Raw genomic sequence first — 18,149 nt, 5'->3', positions numbered from 1 at the left:
CCGGGACTACTTGTTGACGGTGAAGCCCTGGCCGTTGCCGTACGTGGCGGACTGCTCCTGCCACGTCGCCAGGCCGTCCGTCAGCGTGGTGCCGGAGACGTACGCCTGGCCCACCGTGTCGTTGAAGATGGAGTTCGCGTAGACCTGGAACGGCAGGTACTGCCAGCCCTCCACGACGTTCGCGGCGGAGTCGGCGAGCACCTCGTTGATCTTCTGGCCGCCGAAGTACTCGGACTCGGCGCCGCGGAACTCGTCCGACTCGAGGTCGGCCGTGGTGGCGGGGAACGCGCCGCCGTCGAGGCGGGCCTGCACGCCGTCGCCGTTCGTGGCGTAGTCGACGAAGGCGTAGGCGAGCTCGGCGTTCTCGCTCGCGGCGGGGACGGTCAGCGACGAGCCGCCGTTCTCCGACGTGGCGTGCTGCCCGGCCTCCCACTGCGGCATCTCGGCGACGCGCCACTTGCCCTCGCCCTGCGGGACGCCGGACTCGAGGTTGGCGGGCATCCACGCGCCGATGGTCAGGGTGGCGATGGTGCCGTTGCCGAGGCCCTGGTACCACTCGTCGCTCCACGAGCCGACGGGGGCCAGCAGGTCCTCGTCGATCAGCTGCTGCCACACCTCGGCGAACTTCTGGGTGCCCTCGTCGCCGGCGAAGTCGATCGTCACGTCCGTGCCGTCCACCTGGTACGGGTGGCCGCCCGCCTGCCAGATCATGCTGGTGGTGAAGCCGGCGTCGCCGATGTCGTTGGCGATGTAGGCCTTCGGGTCCTTCTCGTGGATGGTCCGGGCGGCCTCGAGATACTCGTCCCACGTGGTCGGCACGTCGACGCCGTACTTGGCGAAGACCTCCTCGTTGTAGAAGAGGGCCATGGGGCCGGAGTCCATGGGCAGGCCGTAGACGCCGTCGCCGCTGTGCACGGAGTTCCACGGGCCGGTGCTGAACGTGCCGTCCAGCTCGTCCGCGCCGAGCGGGCCGAGGTTCGTCAGCGCCTCGGAGATGGCGAACTGCGGCACGGCGTAGTACTCGACCTGGGCGACGTCGGGCACCCCGTCGCCGGCCGAGATCGCGTTCTGCAGGGCCGTGTACTGGTCGTTGCCCGTCCCGACGTTCTCGAGGTTCACCGTGACGTTCGGGTACGTCTTCTCGAAGTCCGTCACGACCTGCTCCAGCGTGGGCTCCCACGCCCAGACGGTGATCTCGCCGCCCTTCTCGAGGACGGCGGCGGTGTCGACGGGCGCGGCGTCGCCGCCGCCCGAGCCGGCGTCGTCTCCGGAGCCGCAGGCGGCCAGGCCGAGGGCGAGCACGCCGGCGAGGGCGGTACCGCGCGCCAGGTGGCGGGATCGTGCGTTCATGGGGTCCTCACTTCATCGTCAGACGGGGATACGCGGGGAGGTACGGGGGTCATTCCTTGACGGACCCGGCGGCCAGGCCGGACTGCCAGTAGCGCTGCAGCAGCAGGAAGGCGGCGACCAGCGGCAGGATCGTCAGCAGGGCGCCGGTGATGACCAGGTTGAAGATCGCCTCGCCGCCGGCGGTGGCGGCCTGCGCGTTCCAGGCGTTGAGCCCGAGCGTCAGGGGGTACCAGGACGAGTCGCGCAGCATGATCAGCGGCAGGAAGTAGTTGTTCCAGGTGGCGACCATCGTGAACAGCAGCACCGTGACGATCCCGGGCGCGAGCAGCGGCAGGCTCACGCGGAAGAAGGTGCGGAACTCGCCCGCCCCGTCGATCCTGGCCGCCTCGAGCAGCTCGCCCGGTATGGCCTCCGCCGCGAAGGTCCACATGAGGTACAGCCCGAACGGCGAGATCAGGGACGGGATGATCACGGCCCACGGCGTGTTCGTCAGGCCCAGCTGGCTGAACATGAGGAACGTCGGGACGGCGAGCGCCGTGCCCGGCACCGCGACGGCGCCGATGACGAGGGCGAACACCCCGCGCTTGCCCGGGAAGTCGAACTTCGCGAGGGCGTACCCGCCCAGGATGGCGAGGAACGTCGCGCCGCCGGCGCCCACCACCACGTACAGCACGGTGTTGCCGAACCACCGCACGAAGACGCCGTCGTCGTAGGTGAGCGTGGTGACGATGTTGTCCCACAACGAGAACGAGTCGCCGAACCAGAGGCCGAACGAGGAGAACAGGTCCTCCTGCGTCTTGGTCGCGTTGATGAGCAGCCAGGCGAGCGGCACCAGCGAGTACACGAGCACGACGGCGGTGAGCACCGTGAGCAGCGGGCTGCGGCGCGGCCGTGCCACCGAGTGGTGGCGCGGGGTGCGCAGCCGCGGGGCGGGACGGGCGGGGGCGGTCAGCGTCGACACGGGTCACGGCTCCTTGCGCATGCCGCGCAGCTGCACCACGTAGGCGATCACCATGGTGATCAGGCCCATGATGATGGCCACGGTCGCGGAGTAGTTGTACTGCTGGCCGGAGAACGACAGCGAGTAGGCGTACAGGTTGGGCGTGTACGACGTCGTGATGGCGTTCGGGGCGAGCGACTGCAGGATGCTGGGCTCGTTGAACAGCTGGAAGCTGCCGATGATCGAGAAGATCGTGGCGATGACGAGCGCGCCGCGGATGGCGGGCAGCTTGATGGCGCTGATGACGCGCCACTGGCCGGCGCCGTCGATCTCCGCCGCCTCGTACAGCGAGTGCGGCACCACGCGCAGCGCGGAGTAGAAGATCAGCATGTTGTAGCCGACGAACTCCCAGGTCACGATATTGCCGATCGAGGCCAGGACGAGGTCCGGCGACAGGGGGTTCGGTAGGCTGATGCCGAAGGCGTCGTTGAGGTTGCCCACCAGGCCGAACCGCGTGCCGTACATGAAGCCCCACATGAGGGCCGCGACGACGGCCGGCACCGCGTAGGGCATGAAGATCGAGATGCGGAAGAAGCTCTTGCCGTACAGGCGGCCGCTGTCGATCGCGAGGGCGACCAGCAGCGCGATGCCGAGCATGATCGGCACCTGCACCACGAGGAACAGGCTGACGCGTCCCAGCCCTGCCCAGAACTGCGGGTCGGCGAGCGCCTGCGCGTAGTTCTCGAGCCCGACGAACGTGGTGCCGCCCACCATCTGCGTGCGGAACACCGACAGGTAGAGCGAGTAGGCGATCGGCGCCAGGAACACCAGCGCGAACACGACCATGAACGGGCCCACGAACATCCATCCCGTCCAGCGCCGACGACTGCGGCGCACGACGGGCACAGCGGTGCGGGCGGGCGGCGAGGATGCCGGAGCGTCAGCGGTCACGAAGCAACTCCCAGGAGGACGGGCGGGCCAAATGTTTACGTAAACATCGTGGCCGGACTAGAGTGTCGCGAGGCGCCAGGGATGTCAAGCCCTCGGACGCCGGCGGAGTCACGAGAGGCGGCACGAGAGGCGGCGATGGTGGAGACGAACGGCGCGCCCGGCGTGCGGCCCCGAGGGCGCGGACGCCCCCGGACGGCCCCCTCGATGGCCGAGGTCGCGGCGCTCGCGGGCGTCTCCTCGCAGACCGTCTCCCGCGTCTCGATGGGGCTCGACAACGTCAGGCCCGCGACGCGCGAGCGCGTGCTCGCCGCGATGGCCGAGCTGGGCTACGCCCCCAACACCGCCGCCCGCGCGCTGCGGTACGGCAGCTTCCGCACCCTCGGGGTCATCGCCCACCGGCTGGCCCGCACGGGCGAGTCGCGCACCGTCGAGGCCGTCGTCGAGGCCGCCCGCGCGGAGGGCTACACCGTCACGATCGTCGACGTCGAGAGCCCCTCCCCCGACGACGTCTCCGCGGCCGTCACGCGCCTCTCCCACCAGGCGATCGACGGGCTCGTCATCGTGCGCGCCGAGACCGCGACCCCGGACACGCTCGCCCTGCCGGCGCAGCTGCCCGTCGTCGTCTCCGACTCGCGCTTCGTGGGGACGCACCCCGCCGTGCGCGCCGACCAGACCGAGGGCGCCCGTCTCGCCGTGCAGCACCTGCTGGACCTGGGCCACCGCACCGTGCACCACGTCGCGGGCCCGGACGACTCGCTGCCCGCCCGCAGCCGCACCGACGCCTGGCGCGCCACGCTCGAGGCGGCCGGCCGGACCGTCCCCGAGCCCCTGCACGGCGACTGGACCGCGCGGACCGGGTACGCCGTCGGCCGCGAGCTCGCCGCCGACCCGGACGTCACCGCCGTGTTCTGCGCCAACGACGAGACCGCCGCCGGCATGCTGCACGCCCTGCACGAGGCCGGGCGCCGCGTGCCGGACGACGTGTCCGTCGTCGGCTTCGACGGCATCACCCTCGCCGAGCACCTGTGGCCGCCGCTCACCACCGTGGAGCAGGACTTCGCCCGCATCGGCAGCAGCCTCGTCGACCTGCTGCTGCGCCAGGTGCGCGACGACGTCGACCTCAGCGGCACGCACGAGACCGTGCCCGTGCGCCTCGTGGTGCGTGAGAGCACCGGTCCGGCGCCGCGCACCGGAGCGCGCACCCCCTGACGCCGTCGGGCGGGCTCGCGTCACGCTCCACGATCCGTCGTCCGAGCCGGGGACAGGCACCGGAGCGCCAGAAGTTAACGGTCATTCACATGGTGGGCGTAGGGTGCGCAGCACGACGCCCGTCACGCTCGGCGGGCCGGGCGGCTCGAACGACGAGATCCTGGACCTCGGAGGTGACGGCGGATGACAGCACTCCGGGCGACGTCCGGCGACGACGCCGGCACGCCGCCGCCGCGCGAACGGGCGGTCTACTTCGTCTCCGACGGCACGGGCATCACGGCCGAGACGCTGGGCAGCGCCCTCCTCGTCAACTTCCCTGCCATCACGTTCCGCCGCCACACCGTGCCGTTCGTCGACACCGACCGCGCCGCGCGCGACCTCACCGCCGAGATCGACCGGTCCGCGGCGGACGGGCTGGCCCCGATCGTCTTCACCACGGTGCGGGCGCCGGCGGTCCGCGAGGAGCTCGACCGGTCGCGGGGTGTCCTGATCGACCTCCTCGGCGGGCATCTCGTGGAGCTTGAGCAGGCCCTGGGCACGACGTCCAGCGAACAGCTCGTCCCGTCCCACGGCGTCGGCGACCTGGAGCGGTACTTCGCCCGCATGCGCGCGGTCGAGTACGCCATCGAGCACGACGACGGGCAGAGCCGGCGCGCGCTCGACCTCGCCGACGTCGTGATCATCGCGCCCTCGCGCTGCGGCAAGACCCCCACCACGATGTACCTCGCGCTGCAGCACGGGCTGCTCGTCGCGAACTACCCCCTCACCGAGGACGACTTCCCGGCCGACGGCCTGCCACCCGCCGTCGCCCCGTACGCCGCGCGGTGCTTCGGCCTCACCACCACGCCCCTGCGCCTGAGCCAGGTGCGCCACGAGCGCCGCCCGCACTCGCGGTACGCGAGCCTCGCCCAGTGCCGGCTCGAGCTGCGCCAGGCCGAGGACCTCTACCGCCGCACGCGCGTCCCGTTCCTCAACTCCTCCACCAAGAGCGTCGAGGAGATGTCCGCCGTCATCCTCCAGACCATGAAGCTGCGCGGCTGACGGCACCGCACGATCCGCACCCACGATCCGCACCCACGAAGGGACCGACGATGGCCCATATCCTCTGGTTCGACGAGATCGGCATGGACGACCTGGCCCGGGTAGGCGGCAAGAACGCCTCCCTCGGGGAGATGGTGTCCCGGCTCGCGGCGGCCGACGTCCGCGTGCCGCGCGGGTTCGCCACGACGGCCGAGGCCTACCGCCGGTTCCTCGAGCACGACGACCTCGCCGGACGCATCCGCGCCGCCGTCGAGGGCCTGGACACGGACGACGTCACCGCCCTCGCGCAGGTGGGGTCCGCCGTGCGGGGCTGGGTCGAGGCGCAGCCGTTCCCGGCCGACGTCGAGGCGGACCTCCGCGCGGCGTTCGCGAGGTTGGTCGCCGAGGACCCCGAACCGGAGCAGGTGACGTGGGCGGTGCGCTCGAGCGCCACCGCCGAGGACCTGCCCGACGCGTCGTTCGCCGGGCAGCAGGAGACCTTCCTCAACATCGGGGGCATCGACAACGTGCTCCACGCCGTGCGGTCCGTCTTCGCCTCCCTGTACAACGACCGCGCCATCGCCTACCGCGCGCACCACGGGTTCGACCAGCACGACGTCGCGCTCTCGGCCGGGGTGCAGCGGATGGTGCGCTCGGACGTCGGCGCCTCCGGCGTCATGTTCACGGTCGACACCGAGTCGGGGTTCGACCAGGCGGTCTTCGTCACCAGCTCGTACGGGCTCGGGGAGGCCGTGGTGCAGGGCGCGGTCAACCCGGACGAGTTCTACCTCTACAAGCCCGCGCTGCGCGCCGGCCGGCCGGCGGTCCTCAAGCGGTCCGTCGGCGAGAAGGCGGTCGCCATGCGCTACGCCGCCGGCCGGCACGTCGGCGGCAGCACGGTGTTCGCCGACGTCGACCCCGCCGAGCGCGCGCGCTTCTCCCTCACCGACGCCGAGGTGACCGAGCTGGGCCGCATCGCCCTCGTCATCGAGGAGCACTACGGCCGCCCGATGGACATCGAGTGGGGCAAGGACGGGGTGGACGGCAGGCTCTACGTCCTGCAGGCCCGCCCCGAGACCGTGGTCTCGCGCGACTCGGGGAACGTCATGCGTCGGTTCACGCTGCGCGAGCAGGGCACGGTCCTGCTCGAGGGGCGCGCCATCGGGCAGAAGATCGGCGCCGGCCGCGTCCGGGTGCTGTCCTCGGTCGACCAGATGCACGGCTTCGCCCCCGGCGACGTGCTCGTCGCGGACATGACCGACCCGGACTGGGAACCCATCATGAAGCGCGCCGCGGCGATCGTGACGAACCGCGGCGGGCGCACCTGCCACGCCGCGATCATCGCGCGCGAGCTCGGCATCCCGGCCGTCGTGGGCACCGGCTCCGCCACGCACGACCTGCCCGACGGGCACGAGGTGACCGTCTCCTGCGCGGAGGGCGACGAGGGACGCGTCTACGCCGGGCTGCTGGCGTTCGACGACGAGGCGACCGAGCTCGACCGGATGCCCGAGCCGCCCGTGAAGATCATGATGAACGTCGGCACGCCCGACCAGGCGTTCTCCTTCGCCCGGCTGCCGAACCACGGCGTCGGGCTGGCCCGTCTCGAGTTCATCATCAACCGGCAGATCGGCATCCACCCCCGCGCCCTCCTCGACGCGGACGACCTGCCCGCCGAGCTGCGGGACGAGGTCGCGAACCGCGTCGCCGCGTACCCCACCCCGCGCGAGTACTTCGTGCAGCGCGTCGCCGAGGGGGTGTCCACGATCGCCGCCGCCTTCGCGCCCGAGCCCGTCATCGTGCGGCTCAGCGACTTCAAGTCGAACGAGTACGCCAACCTCCTCGGCGGCACGCTGTACGAGCCCGACGAGGAGAACCCGATGATCGGCTACCGGGGCGCGTCCCGGTACCTCTCCCCCGACTTCCGCGAGTGCTTCGACATGGAGTGTGAGGCGCTGCGCCGCGTGCGCGACGACATGGGGCTCACCAACGTGCGGGTCATGATCCCGTTCGTGCGCACCCTCGACGAGGCGGAGGGGGTCGTCGCCCTCCTCGCCGAGAACGGGCTGCGGCGCGGCGAGAACGACCTCCAGGTCGTCATGATGTGCGAGGTGCCGTCCAACGCCCTGCTCGCCGACGAGTTCCTCCAGCACGTCGACGGCTTCTCCATCGGGTCCAACGACCTGACCCAGCTCACGCTCGGCCTCGACCGTGACTCCGCGCTCGTCGCCCACACGTTCGACGAGCGCGACCCCGCGGTCCGCGAGCTCCTCGGTCTCGCCATCGACGCCTGCCGACGCCACGGCAAGTACATCGGCATCTGCGGGCAGGGGCCGTCCGACCACGCCGACTTCGCCCAGTGGCTCGTCGAGCGCGGCATCGGGTCCGTGTCCCTCAACCCCGACACCGTCGTCGACACCTGGCTCGCGCTCGCGGCCGCCTCCGGAGGCGAGCACTCCCGCATGCTCTGACCTGAAGGTTCGCGCACGGTCTCGACGGGGAGCCCCGCGTCGTCGGGTTGCCGTAGGGTCGCGCCCATGACCGATCCGAGCGGCGCCGCCACCGCCACCGACGGACGGACCCGGATCCCGGGGCCGGTGCGGACGATCGACTACCACACGGCGGGCGAGCCGTTCCGCATCGTGCCGGCGCCTCCCGTGCCGATCCCCGGCGCGACCGTCGCCGAGCGGCGTCAGCGTGCGATCGACGACCCGGACGTCGACGGCCTGCGCCGCCTGCTGTGCTTCGAGCCGCGCGGTCACGCCGACATGTACGGAGGCTTCGTCACCCCGCCGGACGACGACGGCGCGCACCTCGGCGTCCTGTTCTGGCACAAGGACGGGTTCTCCACCGCGTGCGGTCACGGCACGATCGCGCTCGGGGCATGGGCCCTGCGCTCCGGCCTGGTGCCCGCCGACCCGTCCGGGGTCACCGACGTGGTGATCGACGTGCCGTCCGGGCGGGTGACCGCCCGCGTGCGCACCGGTGACGACGGCCGGGTGCGCGAGGTCGACTTCGTGAACGTGCCGAGCGCGCTGGTCGACGCCGGGGTGCCGGTGGCGACGAGCCGCGGCGAGATCCGCGTCGATCTCGCCTGGGGCGGCGCGCTGTACGCGTGCGTCGACGCCGCGAGCGCCGGCCTCACGGTGACGCCCGAGAACCTGGGCGAGCTCATCGCCCTCGGCCGCGAGGTCAAGGCCGCTCTCGCGGGCGACGCCCGCCTCGAGCACCCGACCGACCCGCGGCTGAGCGGCCTGTACGGGACCATCGTCGTCGACGACCTCGGCACGTCGCCCGACGGGGGCCCGCACCAGCGGAACGTGACGATCTTCGCCGACGGCCAGGTCGACCGCTCCCCTTGCGGGTCCGGCACGGCGGCGCGGGTCGCCGTCCTCGCCGCCACGGGACGGCTGGGCGACGGACAGGTGCTCGTCCACGACTCGATCGTCGGCACCCGGTTCCGCGCCCGGGTCCTGGAGCGCGTGACCGACGAGGGCCGCGACGCCGTCGTCCCGGTCGTCACCGGCGTCGCCCACCACGTCGCCACGTCCGTGTTCGAGGTCGACCCGGACGACACGCTGACCCCCGGATTCGTGCTGCGCTGAAATGGCGCACCGTGGCGTAGTGAGGCCGCGGTGCCGGATACGGTGGGCCGCGTATGAATCACGACGAATTCCCTGTCGCGGCATCCGCGACGGCCGCCGCAGCTGACCGGAGCATCGAGCGGGACGCGCTCGTCGACCTGTGCGGGAGGGCCGTCCGCGGGGCGGGTGGTTCGTCCGACACGGCGCGTGCGCTCGCCGAGGCGGTCGTCGCCGCCGAGTTCCGCGGCAGGCCGGCCGTCGGCGTCGCGCACCTGTTGGACTTCCTCCGAGCGATCTCGGACGGCCGCCTCCACGGCGATCCGAGCCCCGTGGTCGAGCGGCGGCGTACGTCGATCGTCGTGGCCGACGCCGATCGCGGCGCGGCCCAGGTCGCGTTCGCCCGCGCGCTCCCCACGGCGCTCGACGGGGCACGCGAGGCCGGTGTCGCCGCCCTGAGCATCCGGAACTGCTTCCCGGCGGGCGAGCTCGCCCACTACGCGTTGGCGGCGGCGCGAGCGGGATTCGTCGCCCTCGCCGCCACGAACTCGCCGGCGCTGCTGGCGGCCTACGGCTCCCACGTGCCGATCACGGGCACCAACCCGCTGGCGTTCGCGCTGCCGCACCCCGACGGGCCTCGGGCGTTCGACCAGGCGGCGAGCGAGACCGCCTGGGTCTCGGTGCGACAGGCCGCCGAGCGCGGCGACCCGATCCCCGCCGGGTGGGCCCTCGGGCCGGACGGCGCGCCGACCGACGACGCCTCCGCCGCGCTGGCCGGCGCACTCCTGCCGTTCGGCGGGGTCAAGGGCGCGAACGTCGCCGTCATGGTCGAGATGCTCGCGACGCTCTCGGGTGGCGCGTTCTCCGTCGATGCGGCGCCGTTCGACCGCGGCAGCGTCTCGCCGGCGGTCGGGCTCTTCCTCCTGCTGCTCGACCCGTCCGCCTTCGATCCTGGTTTCGTGGAGCGCGCCGAGGCGCACCACCGCCGGCTCGCGGCGGAGCACGGCGCCGACTTCGGTCGACGCAAGCCCGAGCCCGCCACCGTGCGGCTGCCCGCGGCGGTACATGACGAGCTCGAGGAGTGGGCACGATGAGGACCGACCGGACGATCGAGACCGTCGAGGCGCACACCGAGGGTCTCCCGGTGCGCGTGGTCACCGGCGGGGTCGAGGCGTTCCCGGGCGCCGACATGGCCGAGCGGCGTCGGTGGTTCATCGAGAACTCGGACGAGCTGCGCACCTACCTGATGTGCGAACCACGCGGCCACGGCTGGATGTCCGGGGCGGTCCTGCAGCCGCCCACCCGCCCCGACGCGGACTGGGGCGTGCTGTTCATCGAGGTCACGGGAGTGCTGCCGATGTGCGGGGCGGGAACGATCGCCGTGGCGACCGTGCTCGTCGAGACCGGGATGGTGCCCGTCGTCGAACCTGTCACGACGATCCGGCTGGACGCCCCCATCGGTCTGATCACCGCCGAGGTGCGGGTGCGCGACGGCCGTGCCGAGGACGTCACGATCGTCAACGTGCCGTCGTACGCCCACGAGCTCGACCGGCGTCTCGACGTCCCGGGGTACGGCGAGGTCCTGTGCGACATCGCGTTCGGAGGCAACTACTACGCCTTCGTCGACGCCGAGTCGCTCGGCATCCCGTTCGCGCGGGACCGCGTCGACGAGCTGATCGTCGCCGGTCGCGCCGTCATGGCTGCCGTGAACGACCAGGCCCGGCCCGTGCACCCGGAGACGGGCTACTCGGGCTGCGAGCACACCGTGTTCCTGGCTCCGGGATCCGACGCGGCGCGCGCCCGCCACGCGCTGATCAACCACCCCGGCTGGCTCGACCGGTCCCCCGGCGGCACCGGGACGAGCGCCCTGATGGCCGTGCACCACGCCCGCGGGCGGCTCCAGCGCGGCCAGGCCTTCGTCAACGAGTCGTTCATCGGCACCGAGTTCACCGGCCGCGTCGTCGAGGAGACGACCGTCGCCGGCTGCCCGGCGATCGTGCCGGCCATCACCGGCCGGGCCTGGGTGACCGGCTCGGCGCGGTTCGTGCTCGATCCGACGGACCCCTTCCCCGCCGGCTTCACCGTCTGACCCCGGGCGAGCCCGGCCCGCGGTGCCGCCCGTCACGACCGGTCGAGCCGATGTCGTGACTCCGGGAGGACGACGAAGGCCTCGCCCCGAGAGGGACGAGACCTTCGATCCGACGTCGCCGACTGTCTCTCAGACGTTGAAGCCCAGCATCCGCAGCTGCTCGCGGCCCTCGTCGGTGATCTTCTCCGGTCCCCACGGCGGCATCCAGACCCAGTTGATGCGGAAGCCGTCGACCAGCCCTTCGAGCGCGGTGCCGGCCTGGTCCTCGATGACGTCCGTGAGCGGGCAGGCCGCCGACGTGAGCGTCATGTCGATCGTGGACATGTTGTTCTGGTCCACCTGGATGCCGTAGACGAGCCCCAGGTCGACGACGTTGATGCCCAGCTCGGGGTCGATGACGTCGCGCAGGGCCTCCTCGACGTCCGCCGCCGTGGTGGGCGTGGGGGCCGCGGCCGGCTCGGCGACGGGCGGGGCGGCCGCGTCGGTCGTGTTCTCGGTCATCGTGTCCTCTCAGGTTCAGGTCGGCTTCAGCCCAGCGCGCCGCTGCGCGCCAGCGAATCCTTGAGCGCTGCCCAGCCGAGCAGCGCGCACTTGATGCGGGCGGGGTACTGCGAGACGCCGGTGAACGCGCTCGCGTCGCCGAGGGCGTCCAGGGCGTCCTCGTCGTCCAGGCCCTTGCCCCGCGAGGCCATGAGGTCGTGGAAGACGGCGTCCAGACGCGCGACGTCGGCCAGGTCGTGCCCGGTGACGAGCTCGGTCATCACGGAGGCGGACGCCTGCGAGATGGAGCAGCCCTGTCCCTCCCAGGACACGCCCGACACGGTGGAGCCGTCGACGTCCACGCGCAGCGTGATCTCGTCGCCGCAGGTCGGGTTCACCTGGTGCGACTGCCCCGACCGGTGGTCGGCGGGCGCGTCCACGAGACCCCGCCCGTGCGGGCGCTTCGCGTGGTCCAGGATCACCTGCTGGTACATCTGCTCGAGCGAGCTCACTGCTGTCCTCTCCGCCTACGTCAGTCCACACCGAAGAACGCGCGCACGCCCGCCAATGCTTCCCGGAACGCGGCGATCTCCTCGGCCGTGGTGTACACGGAGGCCGACGCGCGCGCCGTCGCGGCCACACCGAACCGGCGGTGCAGCGGCTGCGCGCAGTGGTGCCCGACGCGGACGGCGATGCCCTTGTCGTCGAGCACCTGCCCGACGTCGTGCGCGTGCACGCCGTCGACGACGAACGACACGACCGCGAGACGGTCGCGCGCGTCGGCCGGCCCGACGATCCGCACGCCCGGGATCTCGCCGATGCGCACCAGCTCGGCCGCGAGCTCGCGCTCGTGCTCGGCGACACGGTCCATGCCGAGCTCGTCCAGCCACTGCGCGGCCACGCCCATGCCGACGGCCTGGGCGACCATCTGCGTGCCCGCCTCGAACCGCTGCGGCGGCGGGGCGTAGGTGGTCTCGGCCATGGTGACGACCTCGACCATCGACCCGCCGGTGGTCACCGGGGGCATGGCCTCGAGCAGCTCCCGGCGCCCGTACAGCGCACCGACGCCGGTGGGGCCGAGCATCTTGTGCGCGCTGAACGCCGCGAGGTCGACGTCCAGGGCGTGCAGGTCCACGGGCAGGTGCGGCACGGACTGGCACGCGTCGAGCACCGTGAGCGCCCCGACCTTCTTGGCGGCGGCGACCAGCTCGGCCACGGGGGCGATCGCGCCGGTCACGTTCGACACGTGGCCGAACGCCACCACACGGGTGCGCCCGGTGATCACGCTCGCGACGTCGGACAGGTCGATCCGCCCGTCGTCGTCGACCCCGAACCAGCGCAGGACGGCGCCCGTGCGGGCGCACAGCTCCTGCCACGGCACGAGGTTGGCGTGGTGCTCCGCCTCGGTGACGACGATCTCGTCGCCCGGGGCGAGCCGGAACCGCTCGGCGGCGGCGCCCCCGCGCCCGGCCGTCGCGTTCGAGAACGCGTAGGCGACGAGGTTGAGCGCCGCCGTCGCGCCGGACGCCCAGACGATCTCGTCGGTGTCCGCACCGACGAAGGCGGCGACGGCCGACCGGGCGTCCTCGAACGCCTCGGTCGCCTCCTCCGCGAGCTGGTGCGCGCCCCGGTGCACGGCCGCGTTGCGCTGCTCGTAGAAGTCGACCTCGGCCTCGAGCACGACGTTCGGCTTCTGCGACGTCGCGGCGGAGTCCAGGTAGACGAGCGGCCGGCCACCCCGCACCGTGCGCCCGAGCAGCGGGAAGTCCGCGCGCACGGCGGCGAGCTCCGCCGCGGTGAGCGACGGGCGCACGGTGTCGGTGGTGGTCATGCTGTCCTCCTGGTGACGGCTCCTGGTCGAATCCTCTCGACGAGGAGGTCAGGCCATCGTCGCGCCGGTGCCGACGTACTTGTCGTAGCCGTTCTCCTCGAGCTGCTCCGCGAGCTCGGGGCCGCCCTCCTCGGCGATCTTGCCGTCGACGAAGACGTGCACGAAGTCCGGCTTGATGTAGCGCAGGATGCGCGTGTAGTGCGTGATGAGCAGGACGCCGACGTCGGTGTTCGACTTGGCGCGGTTCACGCCCTCCGACACGACGCGCAGCGCGTCGACGTCGAGGCCGGAGTCGGTCTCGTCGAGGATCGCGAAGTGCGGCTTGAAGAGCTCCATCTGCAGGATCTCGTGGCGCTTCTTCTCACCGCCGGAGAAGCCCTCGTTGACGGAGCGCTCGGCGAAGGTCGAGTCGATGCGGAGGTTCTCCATCGCACCCTTGACCTCCTTGCCCCACGTGCGCAGGGCGGGCGCCTCGCCGTCGATGGCGGTCTTGGCGGTGCGCAGGAAGTTCGCCACCGACACGCCCGGCACCTCGACCGGGTACTGCATGGCGAGGAACAGGCCGGCGCGGGCGCGCTCGTCGACGGTCATCGCGAGGAGGTCCTCGCCGTCGAGCGTGACCGTGCCCGAGGTCACCGTGTACTTCGGGTGGCCGGCGAGGGCGGAGGCGAGGGTCGACTTGCCGGAGCCGTTCGGCCCCATGATGGCGTGCGTCTCGCCCGAGTTGATGGTGAGGTCGACGCCGCGCAGGATCGGCTTGGCGCCTTCCTTGGTCTCGACGCTGACGTGCAGGTCGCGGATCTCCAGGGTGGGCATGCTTCGTGTCTCCAGGTCTGTGTTGCGAAAGTCTGAGGCAGGTCAGGACGCGACGGCGAGCCGCTCGTCGACGTCCACGAGGATGCGGTCGCCGTCCACGGTCACCGGGTACACCGGCACGGGCTGCGTCGCGGGGAGCTGGACCGGCTTGCCGGTGCGCAGGTCGAACTGCGAGCCGTGCAGCCAGCACTCGACCAGGCAGCCCTCGACCTCCCCGTCGGACAGGGAGACCTGTCCGTGCGAGCAGATGTCCGAGAGGGCGTGCCAGTCGCCGTCGGCGTCGCGGACGACGGCGACCGGGACCGGGGCCCCGTCCGCGCCGTCGAGCTCCACGAGCATGGCCTCCTCGGGGGCGAGGTCGTCGGCCATGCAGGCCAGCTGGGAGGTCATCGGGACGTCACTCGCCCGTCGCCGGCGTCGCCGCGACGCCGGTGATGGCGCTCATCGACTTCTCCAGCTCGGCCTCGATCGACGCGAGCAGGCGCTCCTCGACCGACGGGACGCCGATCTGGTCGATCAGCTCCGCGAAGAAGCCGCGCACCACGAGGCGACGGGCATCGACCTCGGGGATGCCGCGGGCCATGAGGTAGAAGAGCTGCTCGTCGTCGAACCGGCCGGTCGCCGACGCGTGCCCCGCGCCCTCGATCTCGCCGGTCTCGATCTCCAGGTTGGGCACCGAGTCGGCGCGGGCGCCGTCGGTGAGGACCAGGTTGCGGTTGAGCTCGTACGTGTCGGTGCCCTCGGCCTCGGCCTGGATCAGCACGTCCCCGACCCACACCACGTGGGCGCCGGCGCCCTGGAGGGCGCCCTTGTAGGTGACGCGCGACTTGCAGCGCGGCACGGCGTGGTCCACGAAGAGGCGGTGCTCCTGGTGCTGCTCGGCGTCGGCGAAGTACAGGCCGACCATCTCGACCTCGCCCCCCTCGCCGGTGAACGTCGCGTCGGGCGTGATGCGCACGACGTCGCCGCCGAAGGTGACGACGACGTGCTTGAGCTTCGCGTCGCGGCCGATGCGGGCACGGTGGCTCGAGGCGTGCACGGCGCCGTCGGCCCAGTCCTGCACGCTGACGACGGTGAGGTGAGCGCCCTCGTCCACGACGATCTCGACCGTCTGGTTGAGGACGGCCTCGCCGCGGTGGTCGATGACGACGACGCCCTCGGCGTGGTGCTCCGCGTGCACCAGCAGGTGCTGCGCGGTCGCGTCCTTGGTCGCGCCCTCGACCCGCACGGAGGTGACGTCGGTGGCGACGGCCTCCGCGGGCAGGGTGATGACGGTCGCCTCGGTCGCAGCGTTCCACGCGGTGACGGCGGTGCGGTCGCCCGGCTTGCCGGCCGTGCCCAGGCGCGGGTCGTCCTTGCCGACGATCTCGACCTTGGCCTCCGGCGTCTCGACGACGCCCGTGAGGACGCCGCCGGCGCCGAGGTCGTCGCCGAACAGCGGCTGGAGCCGCGCGACCGGCGAGAACCGCCACTCCTCCTCGCGCCCGGTGGGCACGGGGATGTCGGCGAGGTCGAACGACGTCTTGCGCTCGGCGCGCGAGCCCGCCGGGACGACCCCGTGGGAGTGGGCGCCGTCGGCCACGGCGCGGGAGTGATCGGTAGTGATGGCCATCAGCCGACGGACCCTTCCATCTGCAGCTCGATGAGGCGGTTGAGCTCGAGCGCGTACTCCATGGGCAGCTCGCGCGCGATGGGCTCGACGAACCCGCGCACGATCATGGCCATCGCCTCGGTCTCCTCCATGCCTCGGGACATGAGGTAGAACAGCTGGTCCTCGCTCACCCGCGAGACCGTCGCCTCGTGCCCCATGGACACGTCGTCCTCGCGGACGTCGACGTACGGGTAGGTGTCGGACCGGGAGATCTGGTCGACGAGCAGCGCGTCGCACAGCACGGTCGACGCGGAGTGCTTGGCACCCTCGAGCACCTGCACCAGGCCGCGGTACGACGTGCGGCCGCCGCCACGGGCGACGGACTTCGACACGATCGACGACGACGTGCGGGGCGCGGCGTGCACCATCTTGCAGCCGGCGTCCTGGTGCTGGCCCTCGCCCGCGAAGGCGATCGACAGGGTCTCGCCGCGGGCGTGCTCGCCCAGCAGGTAGATCGCCGGGTACTTCATGGTCACCTTGGAGCCGATGTTGCCGTCGACCCACTCCATGGTGGCGCCCTCGGCGGCCGTGGCGCGCTTGGTCACCAGGTTGTACACGTTGTTCGACCAGTTCTGGATGGTCGTGTACCGCACGCGGGCGTTCTTCTTCACGACGATCTCGACGACCGCGGAGTGCAGCGAGTCGCTCGAGTAGATCGGCGCGGTGCAGCCCTCGACGTAGTGCACGTAGGAGCCCTCGTCCGCGATGATCAGCGTCCGCTCGAACTGGCCCATGTTCTCCGTGTTGATGCGGAAGTAGGCCTGCAGCGGGATCTCGACGTGCACGCCCGGCGGCACGTAGACGAACGAGCCGCCCGACCACACGGCAGAGTTCAGCGCGGCGAACTTGTTGTCGCCCGCCGGGATGACGGTGCCGAAGTACTCCTGGAACAGCTCGGGGTGCTCGCGCAGCGCGGTATCGGTGTCGAGGAAGATGACACCCTGCTTCTCGAGCTCCTCGTTGATCTGGTGGTAGACGACCTCGGACTCGTACTGCGCGGCGACGCCGGCCACGAGGCGCTGCTTCTCCGCCTCGGGGATGCCGAGCTTGTCGTAGGTCTCCTTGATGTCCTCGGGCAGGTCCTCCCAGCTGGCGGCCTGCTTCTCCGTGGAGCGCACGAAGTACTTGATCCGGTCGAAGTCGATCCCCGTGAGGTCCGCACCCCAGTTGGGCATCGGCTTCTTCCCGAACAGCCGCAGCGCCTTGAGACGGAACTTCGCCATCCACTCGGGCTCGTCCTTCAGCGCCGAGATGTTCTTGACGACGTCCTCGTTCAGACCGCGCGTGGCGGCCTCGCCGGCGGCGTCGCTGTCGCGCCAGCCGAACTGGTACGCGCCGATCGAGTCGATGATCTCGTCATCGGACCGCTTCTCGGTGCCCTGTGCCAAAGCCGCCTGGGCGGCGTCCTGGGTGGGAGCGCTCATCGTGTTCCTTCCTGCGTGCCGCGGGTGCGGTGGGCCGGGGTGGGGAGGTTCTGGGGGGACGTCGGTGTGGAGACGATCGGCACGTTCGTGACGCACGCGTGCGCGCCGCCCGCGATCGTGGCCAGTCGCTGGACGTGCGTGCCGAGCAGCTCCGAGAACGCACGGGCCTCGGCCTCGCACAGCTCACCGAACTCCTCGGCGACGTGCTGCACCGGGCAGTGGCCCTGGCACAGCTGGACGGTGGGCAGCAGCGGGCCGCTCACCGGGCGGACCGAGGCGGCGTAGCCGTCGGCCGAGAGCAGGTCGGCGAGCTGGGCCGCACGCTCCTGCGGGTCGGTGGCCGTGAGGCGGGGCGCGTACCGCGCGACGACGGCGTCGTACCGGTCGGCGGCGAACTGCGCGACCGCGTCCGTGCCCCCGGTCTCGCGCAGGTAGCGCATGACCTGCGCCGCGAGCTCGGAGTACCCGCCGGCGAGGTCGGACTGGCCGCGCGCGCTGACGACGTAGCGGCGGGCGGGGCGGCCCCTGCGGCCCGACGACGGTCCGGCGTGCACCGCGATCGTGCCGTCCTCCTCGAGACAGGCCAGGTGGCGGCGGACGGCGGCCGAGGTGAGGCCGAGACGGTCGGCGAGCTCTCCCGCCGTCACGGGGCCCTCGCCGGCGACGAGCTCCAGGACGCGACGGCGGGTGGTGCCGTCGGTCTCGGGGACGCCGTCGAGGATCACCGGGGCGACGGGGGCACGGCGCGCGGGCGTGCGGGCGGTCGTGCTCGTCGGCATGCGCTCATCCCCCCATCCGGCTCGTGGACCA

17 protein-coding genes are annotated in these 18,149 nt (G+C 72.0%); 6 read left to right on the top strand and 11 right to left on the bottom strand.

Features of this window, described 5'->3' with window-relative positions; all coding sequences use genetic code 11:
• Nucleotides 1-6 precede the first annotated feature (6 nt).
• From ACFQ80_RS06225 to ACFQ80_RS06215, 3 genes are read right to left on the bottom strand one after another with little or no spacing between them, the layout of a single operon-like run.
• Nucleotides 7-1,350, bottom strand: a complete 1,344-nt coding sequence (locus tag ACFQ80_RS06225; RefSeq protein WP_430562996.1) for an ABC transporter substrate-binding protein — start codon at nucleotides 1,348-1,350, stop codon at nucleotides 7-9.
• A 49-nt stretch (nucleotides 1,351-1,399) separates the two neighbouring features.
• Complete coding sequence (locus ACFQ80_RS06220) at nucleotides 1,400-2,311, bottom strand: carbohydrate ABC transporter permease (RefSeq protein ID WP_429763272.1); 912 nt, start codon at nucleotides 2,309-2,311, stop codon at nucleotides 1,400-1,402.
• 3 nt (nucleotides 2,312-2,314) lie between these two features.
• Nucleotides 2,315-3,154, bottom strand: a complete 840-nt coding sequence (locus tag ACFQ80_RS06215; protein ID WP_430563039.1) for a carbohydrate ABC transporter permease — start codon at nucleotides 3,152-3,154, stop codon at nucleotides 2,315-2,317.
• A gap of 222 nt (nucleotides 3,155-3,376) precedes the next feature.
• Between ACFQ80_RS06215 and ACFQ80_RS06210 the strand changes: the two genes are divergently transcribed.
• The 6 genes from ACFQ80_RS06210 (at nucleotide 3,377) to ACFQ80_RS06185 (ending at nucleotide 11,137) form a co-directional block, all read left to right on the top strand.
• Complete coding sequence (locus tag ACFQ80_RS06210; protein WP_430562995.1) at nucleotides 3,377-4,450, top strand: LacI family DNA-binding transcriptional regulator; 1,074 nt, start codon at nucleotides 3,377-3,379, stop codon at nucleotides 4,448-4,450.
• A 183-nt stretch (nucleotides 4,451-4,633) separates the two neighbouring features.
• On the top strand, nucleotides 4,634-5,491 hold the full coding sequence (locus ACFQ80_RS06205; RefSeq protein WP_430562994.1) for a pyruvate, water dikinase regulatory protein: 858 nt from the start codon (nucleotides 4,634-4,636) through the stop codon (nucleotides 5,489-5,491).
• Nucleotides 5,492-5,541: 50 nt separating this feature from the next.
• Nucleotides 5,542-7,938 carry a phosphoenolpyruvate synthase gene (ppsA, locus tag ACFQ80_RS06200; RefSeq protein WP_430562993.1) on the top strand — a complete coding sequence of 799 codons (2,397 nt, stop codon included), beginning with the start codon at nucleotides 5,542-5,544 and terminating at the stop codon, nucleotides 7,936-7,938.
• Nucleotides 7,939-8,004: 66 nt separating this feature from the next.
• A complete protein-coding gene (locus ACFQ80_RS06195) occupies nucleotides 8,005-9,072 on the top strand; it encodes a proline racemase family protein (RefSeq protein ID WP_430562992.1) in 1,068 nt (355 codons plus the stop codon).
• A 53-nt stretch (nucleotides 9,073-9,125) separates the two neighbouring features.
• Entirely contained in the window at nucleotides 9,126-10,142 is a 1,017-nt protein-coding gene (locus ACFQ80_RS06190; RefSeq protein WP_430562991.1) for an Ldh family oxidoreductase, read from the top strand.
• Nucleotides 10,139-11,137, top strand: a complete 999-nt coding sequence (locus ACFQ80_RS06185) for a proline racemase family protein (RefSeq protein WP_430562990.1) — start codon at nucleotides 10,139-10,141, stop codon at nucleotides 11,135-11,137. The genes ACFQ80_RS06190 and ACFQ80_RS06185 overlap by 4 nt, the downstream gene beginning before the upstream one ends.
• 129 nt (nucleotides 11,138-11,266) lie before the next feature.
• Here ACFQ80_RS06185 and ACFQ80_RS06180 read toward each other — a convergent pair whose 3' ends face one another.
• Genes ACFQ80_RS06180 through ACFQ80_RS06145 form a run of 8 tightly spaced genes read right to left on the bottom strand, consistent with a single transcriptional unit; the run spans nucleotide 11,267 to nucleotide 18,118 of the window.
• Nucleotides 11,267-11,638: a metal-sulfur cluster assembly factor gene (locus ACFQ80_RS06180; protein ID WP_430551736.1), complete on the bottom strand. Its 372-nt coding sequence runs from the start codon at nucleotides 11,636-11,638 to the stop codon at nucleotides 11,267-11,269.
• Nucleotides 11,639-11,664: 26 nt separating this feature from the next.
• Complete coding sequence (gene sufU, locus ACFQ80_RS06175) at nucleotides 11,665-12,129, bottom strand: Fe-S cluster assembly sulfur transfer protein SufU (RefSeq protein WP_430551735.1); 465 nt, start codon at nucleotides 12,127-12,129, stop codon at nucleotides 11,665-11,667.
• A 20-nt stretch (nucleotides 12,130-12,149) separates the two neighbouring features.
• The gene (locus ACFQ80_RS06170; RefSeq protein WP_430562989.1) at nucleotides 12,150-13,448 is read right to left on the bottom strand and encodes a cysteine desulfurase; all 1,299 of its coding nucleotides are present in this window, start codon (nucleotides 13,446-13,448) and stop codon (nucleotides 12,150-12,152) included.
• A gap of 48 nt (nucleotides 13,449-13,496) precedes the next feature.
• Entirely contained in the window at nucleotides 13,497-14,264 is a 768-nt protein-coding gene (gene sufC / locus ACFQ80_RS06165) for a Fe-S cluster assembly ATPase SufC (RefSeq protein ID WP_429767169.1), read from the bottom strand.
• Between the two features lie 42 nt (nucleotides 14,265-14,306).
• On the bottom strand, nucleotides 14,307-14,654 hold the full coding sequence (locus ACFQ80_RS06160) for a non-heme iron oxygenase ferredoxin subunit (RefSeq protein ID WP_430551733.1): 348 nt from the start codon (nucleotides 14,652-14,654) through the stop codon (nucleotides 14,307-14,309).
• A 7-nt stretch (nucleotides 14,655-14,661) separates the two neighbouring features.
• Nucleotides 14,662-15,876, bottom strand: coding sequence for a Fe-S cluster assembly protein SufD (sufD, locus tag ACFQ80_RS06155; RefSeq protein ID WP_430551732.1), 1,215 nt, complete (start codon nucleotides 15,874-15,876; stop codon nucleotides 14,662-14,664).
• Nucleotides 15,876-17,339, bottom strand: coding sequence for a Fe-S cluster assembly protein SufB (gene sufB / locus ACFQ80_RS06150; RefSeq protein ID WP_416343677.1), 1,464 nt, complete (start codon nucleotides 17,337-17,339; stop codon nucleotides 15,876-15,878). The genes sufD and sufB overlap by 1 nt, the downstream gene beginning before the upstream one ends.
• Nucleotides 17,336-18,118, bottom strand: coding sequence for a helix-turn-helix transcriptional regulator (locus tag ACFQ80_RS06145; RefSeq protein WP_430562988.1), 783 nt, complete (start codon nucleotides 18,116-18,118; stop codon nucleotides 17,336-17,338). The genes sufB and ACFQ80_RS06145 overlap by 4 nt, the downstream gene beginning before the upstream one ends.
• Nucleotides 18,119-18,149 lie beyond the last annotated feature (31 nt).

This window comes from Isoptericola sp. NPDC056578 (assembly GCF_042793275.1).
Taxonomy (GTDB): Bacteria; Actinomycetota; Actinomycetes; order Actinomycetales; family Cellulomonadaceae; genus Isoptericola.
Note: the sequence above shows the minus strand (reverse complement) of the source record. Positions and strands in the feature narration are given on the sequence as shown.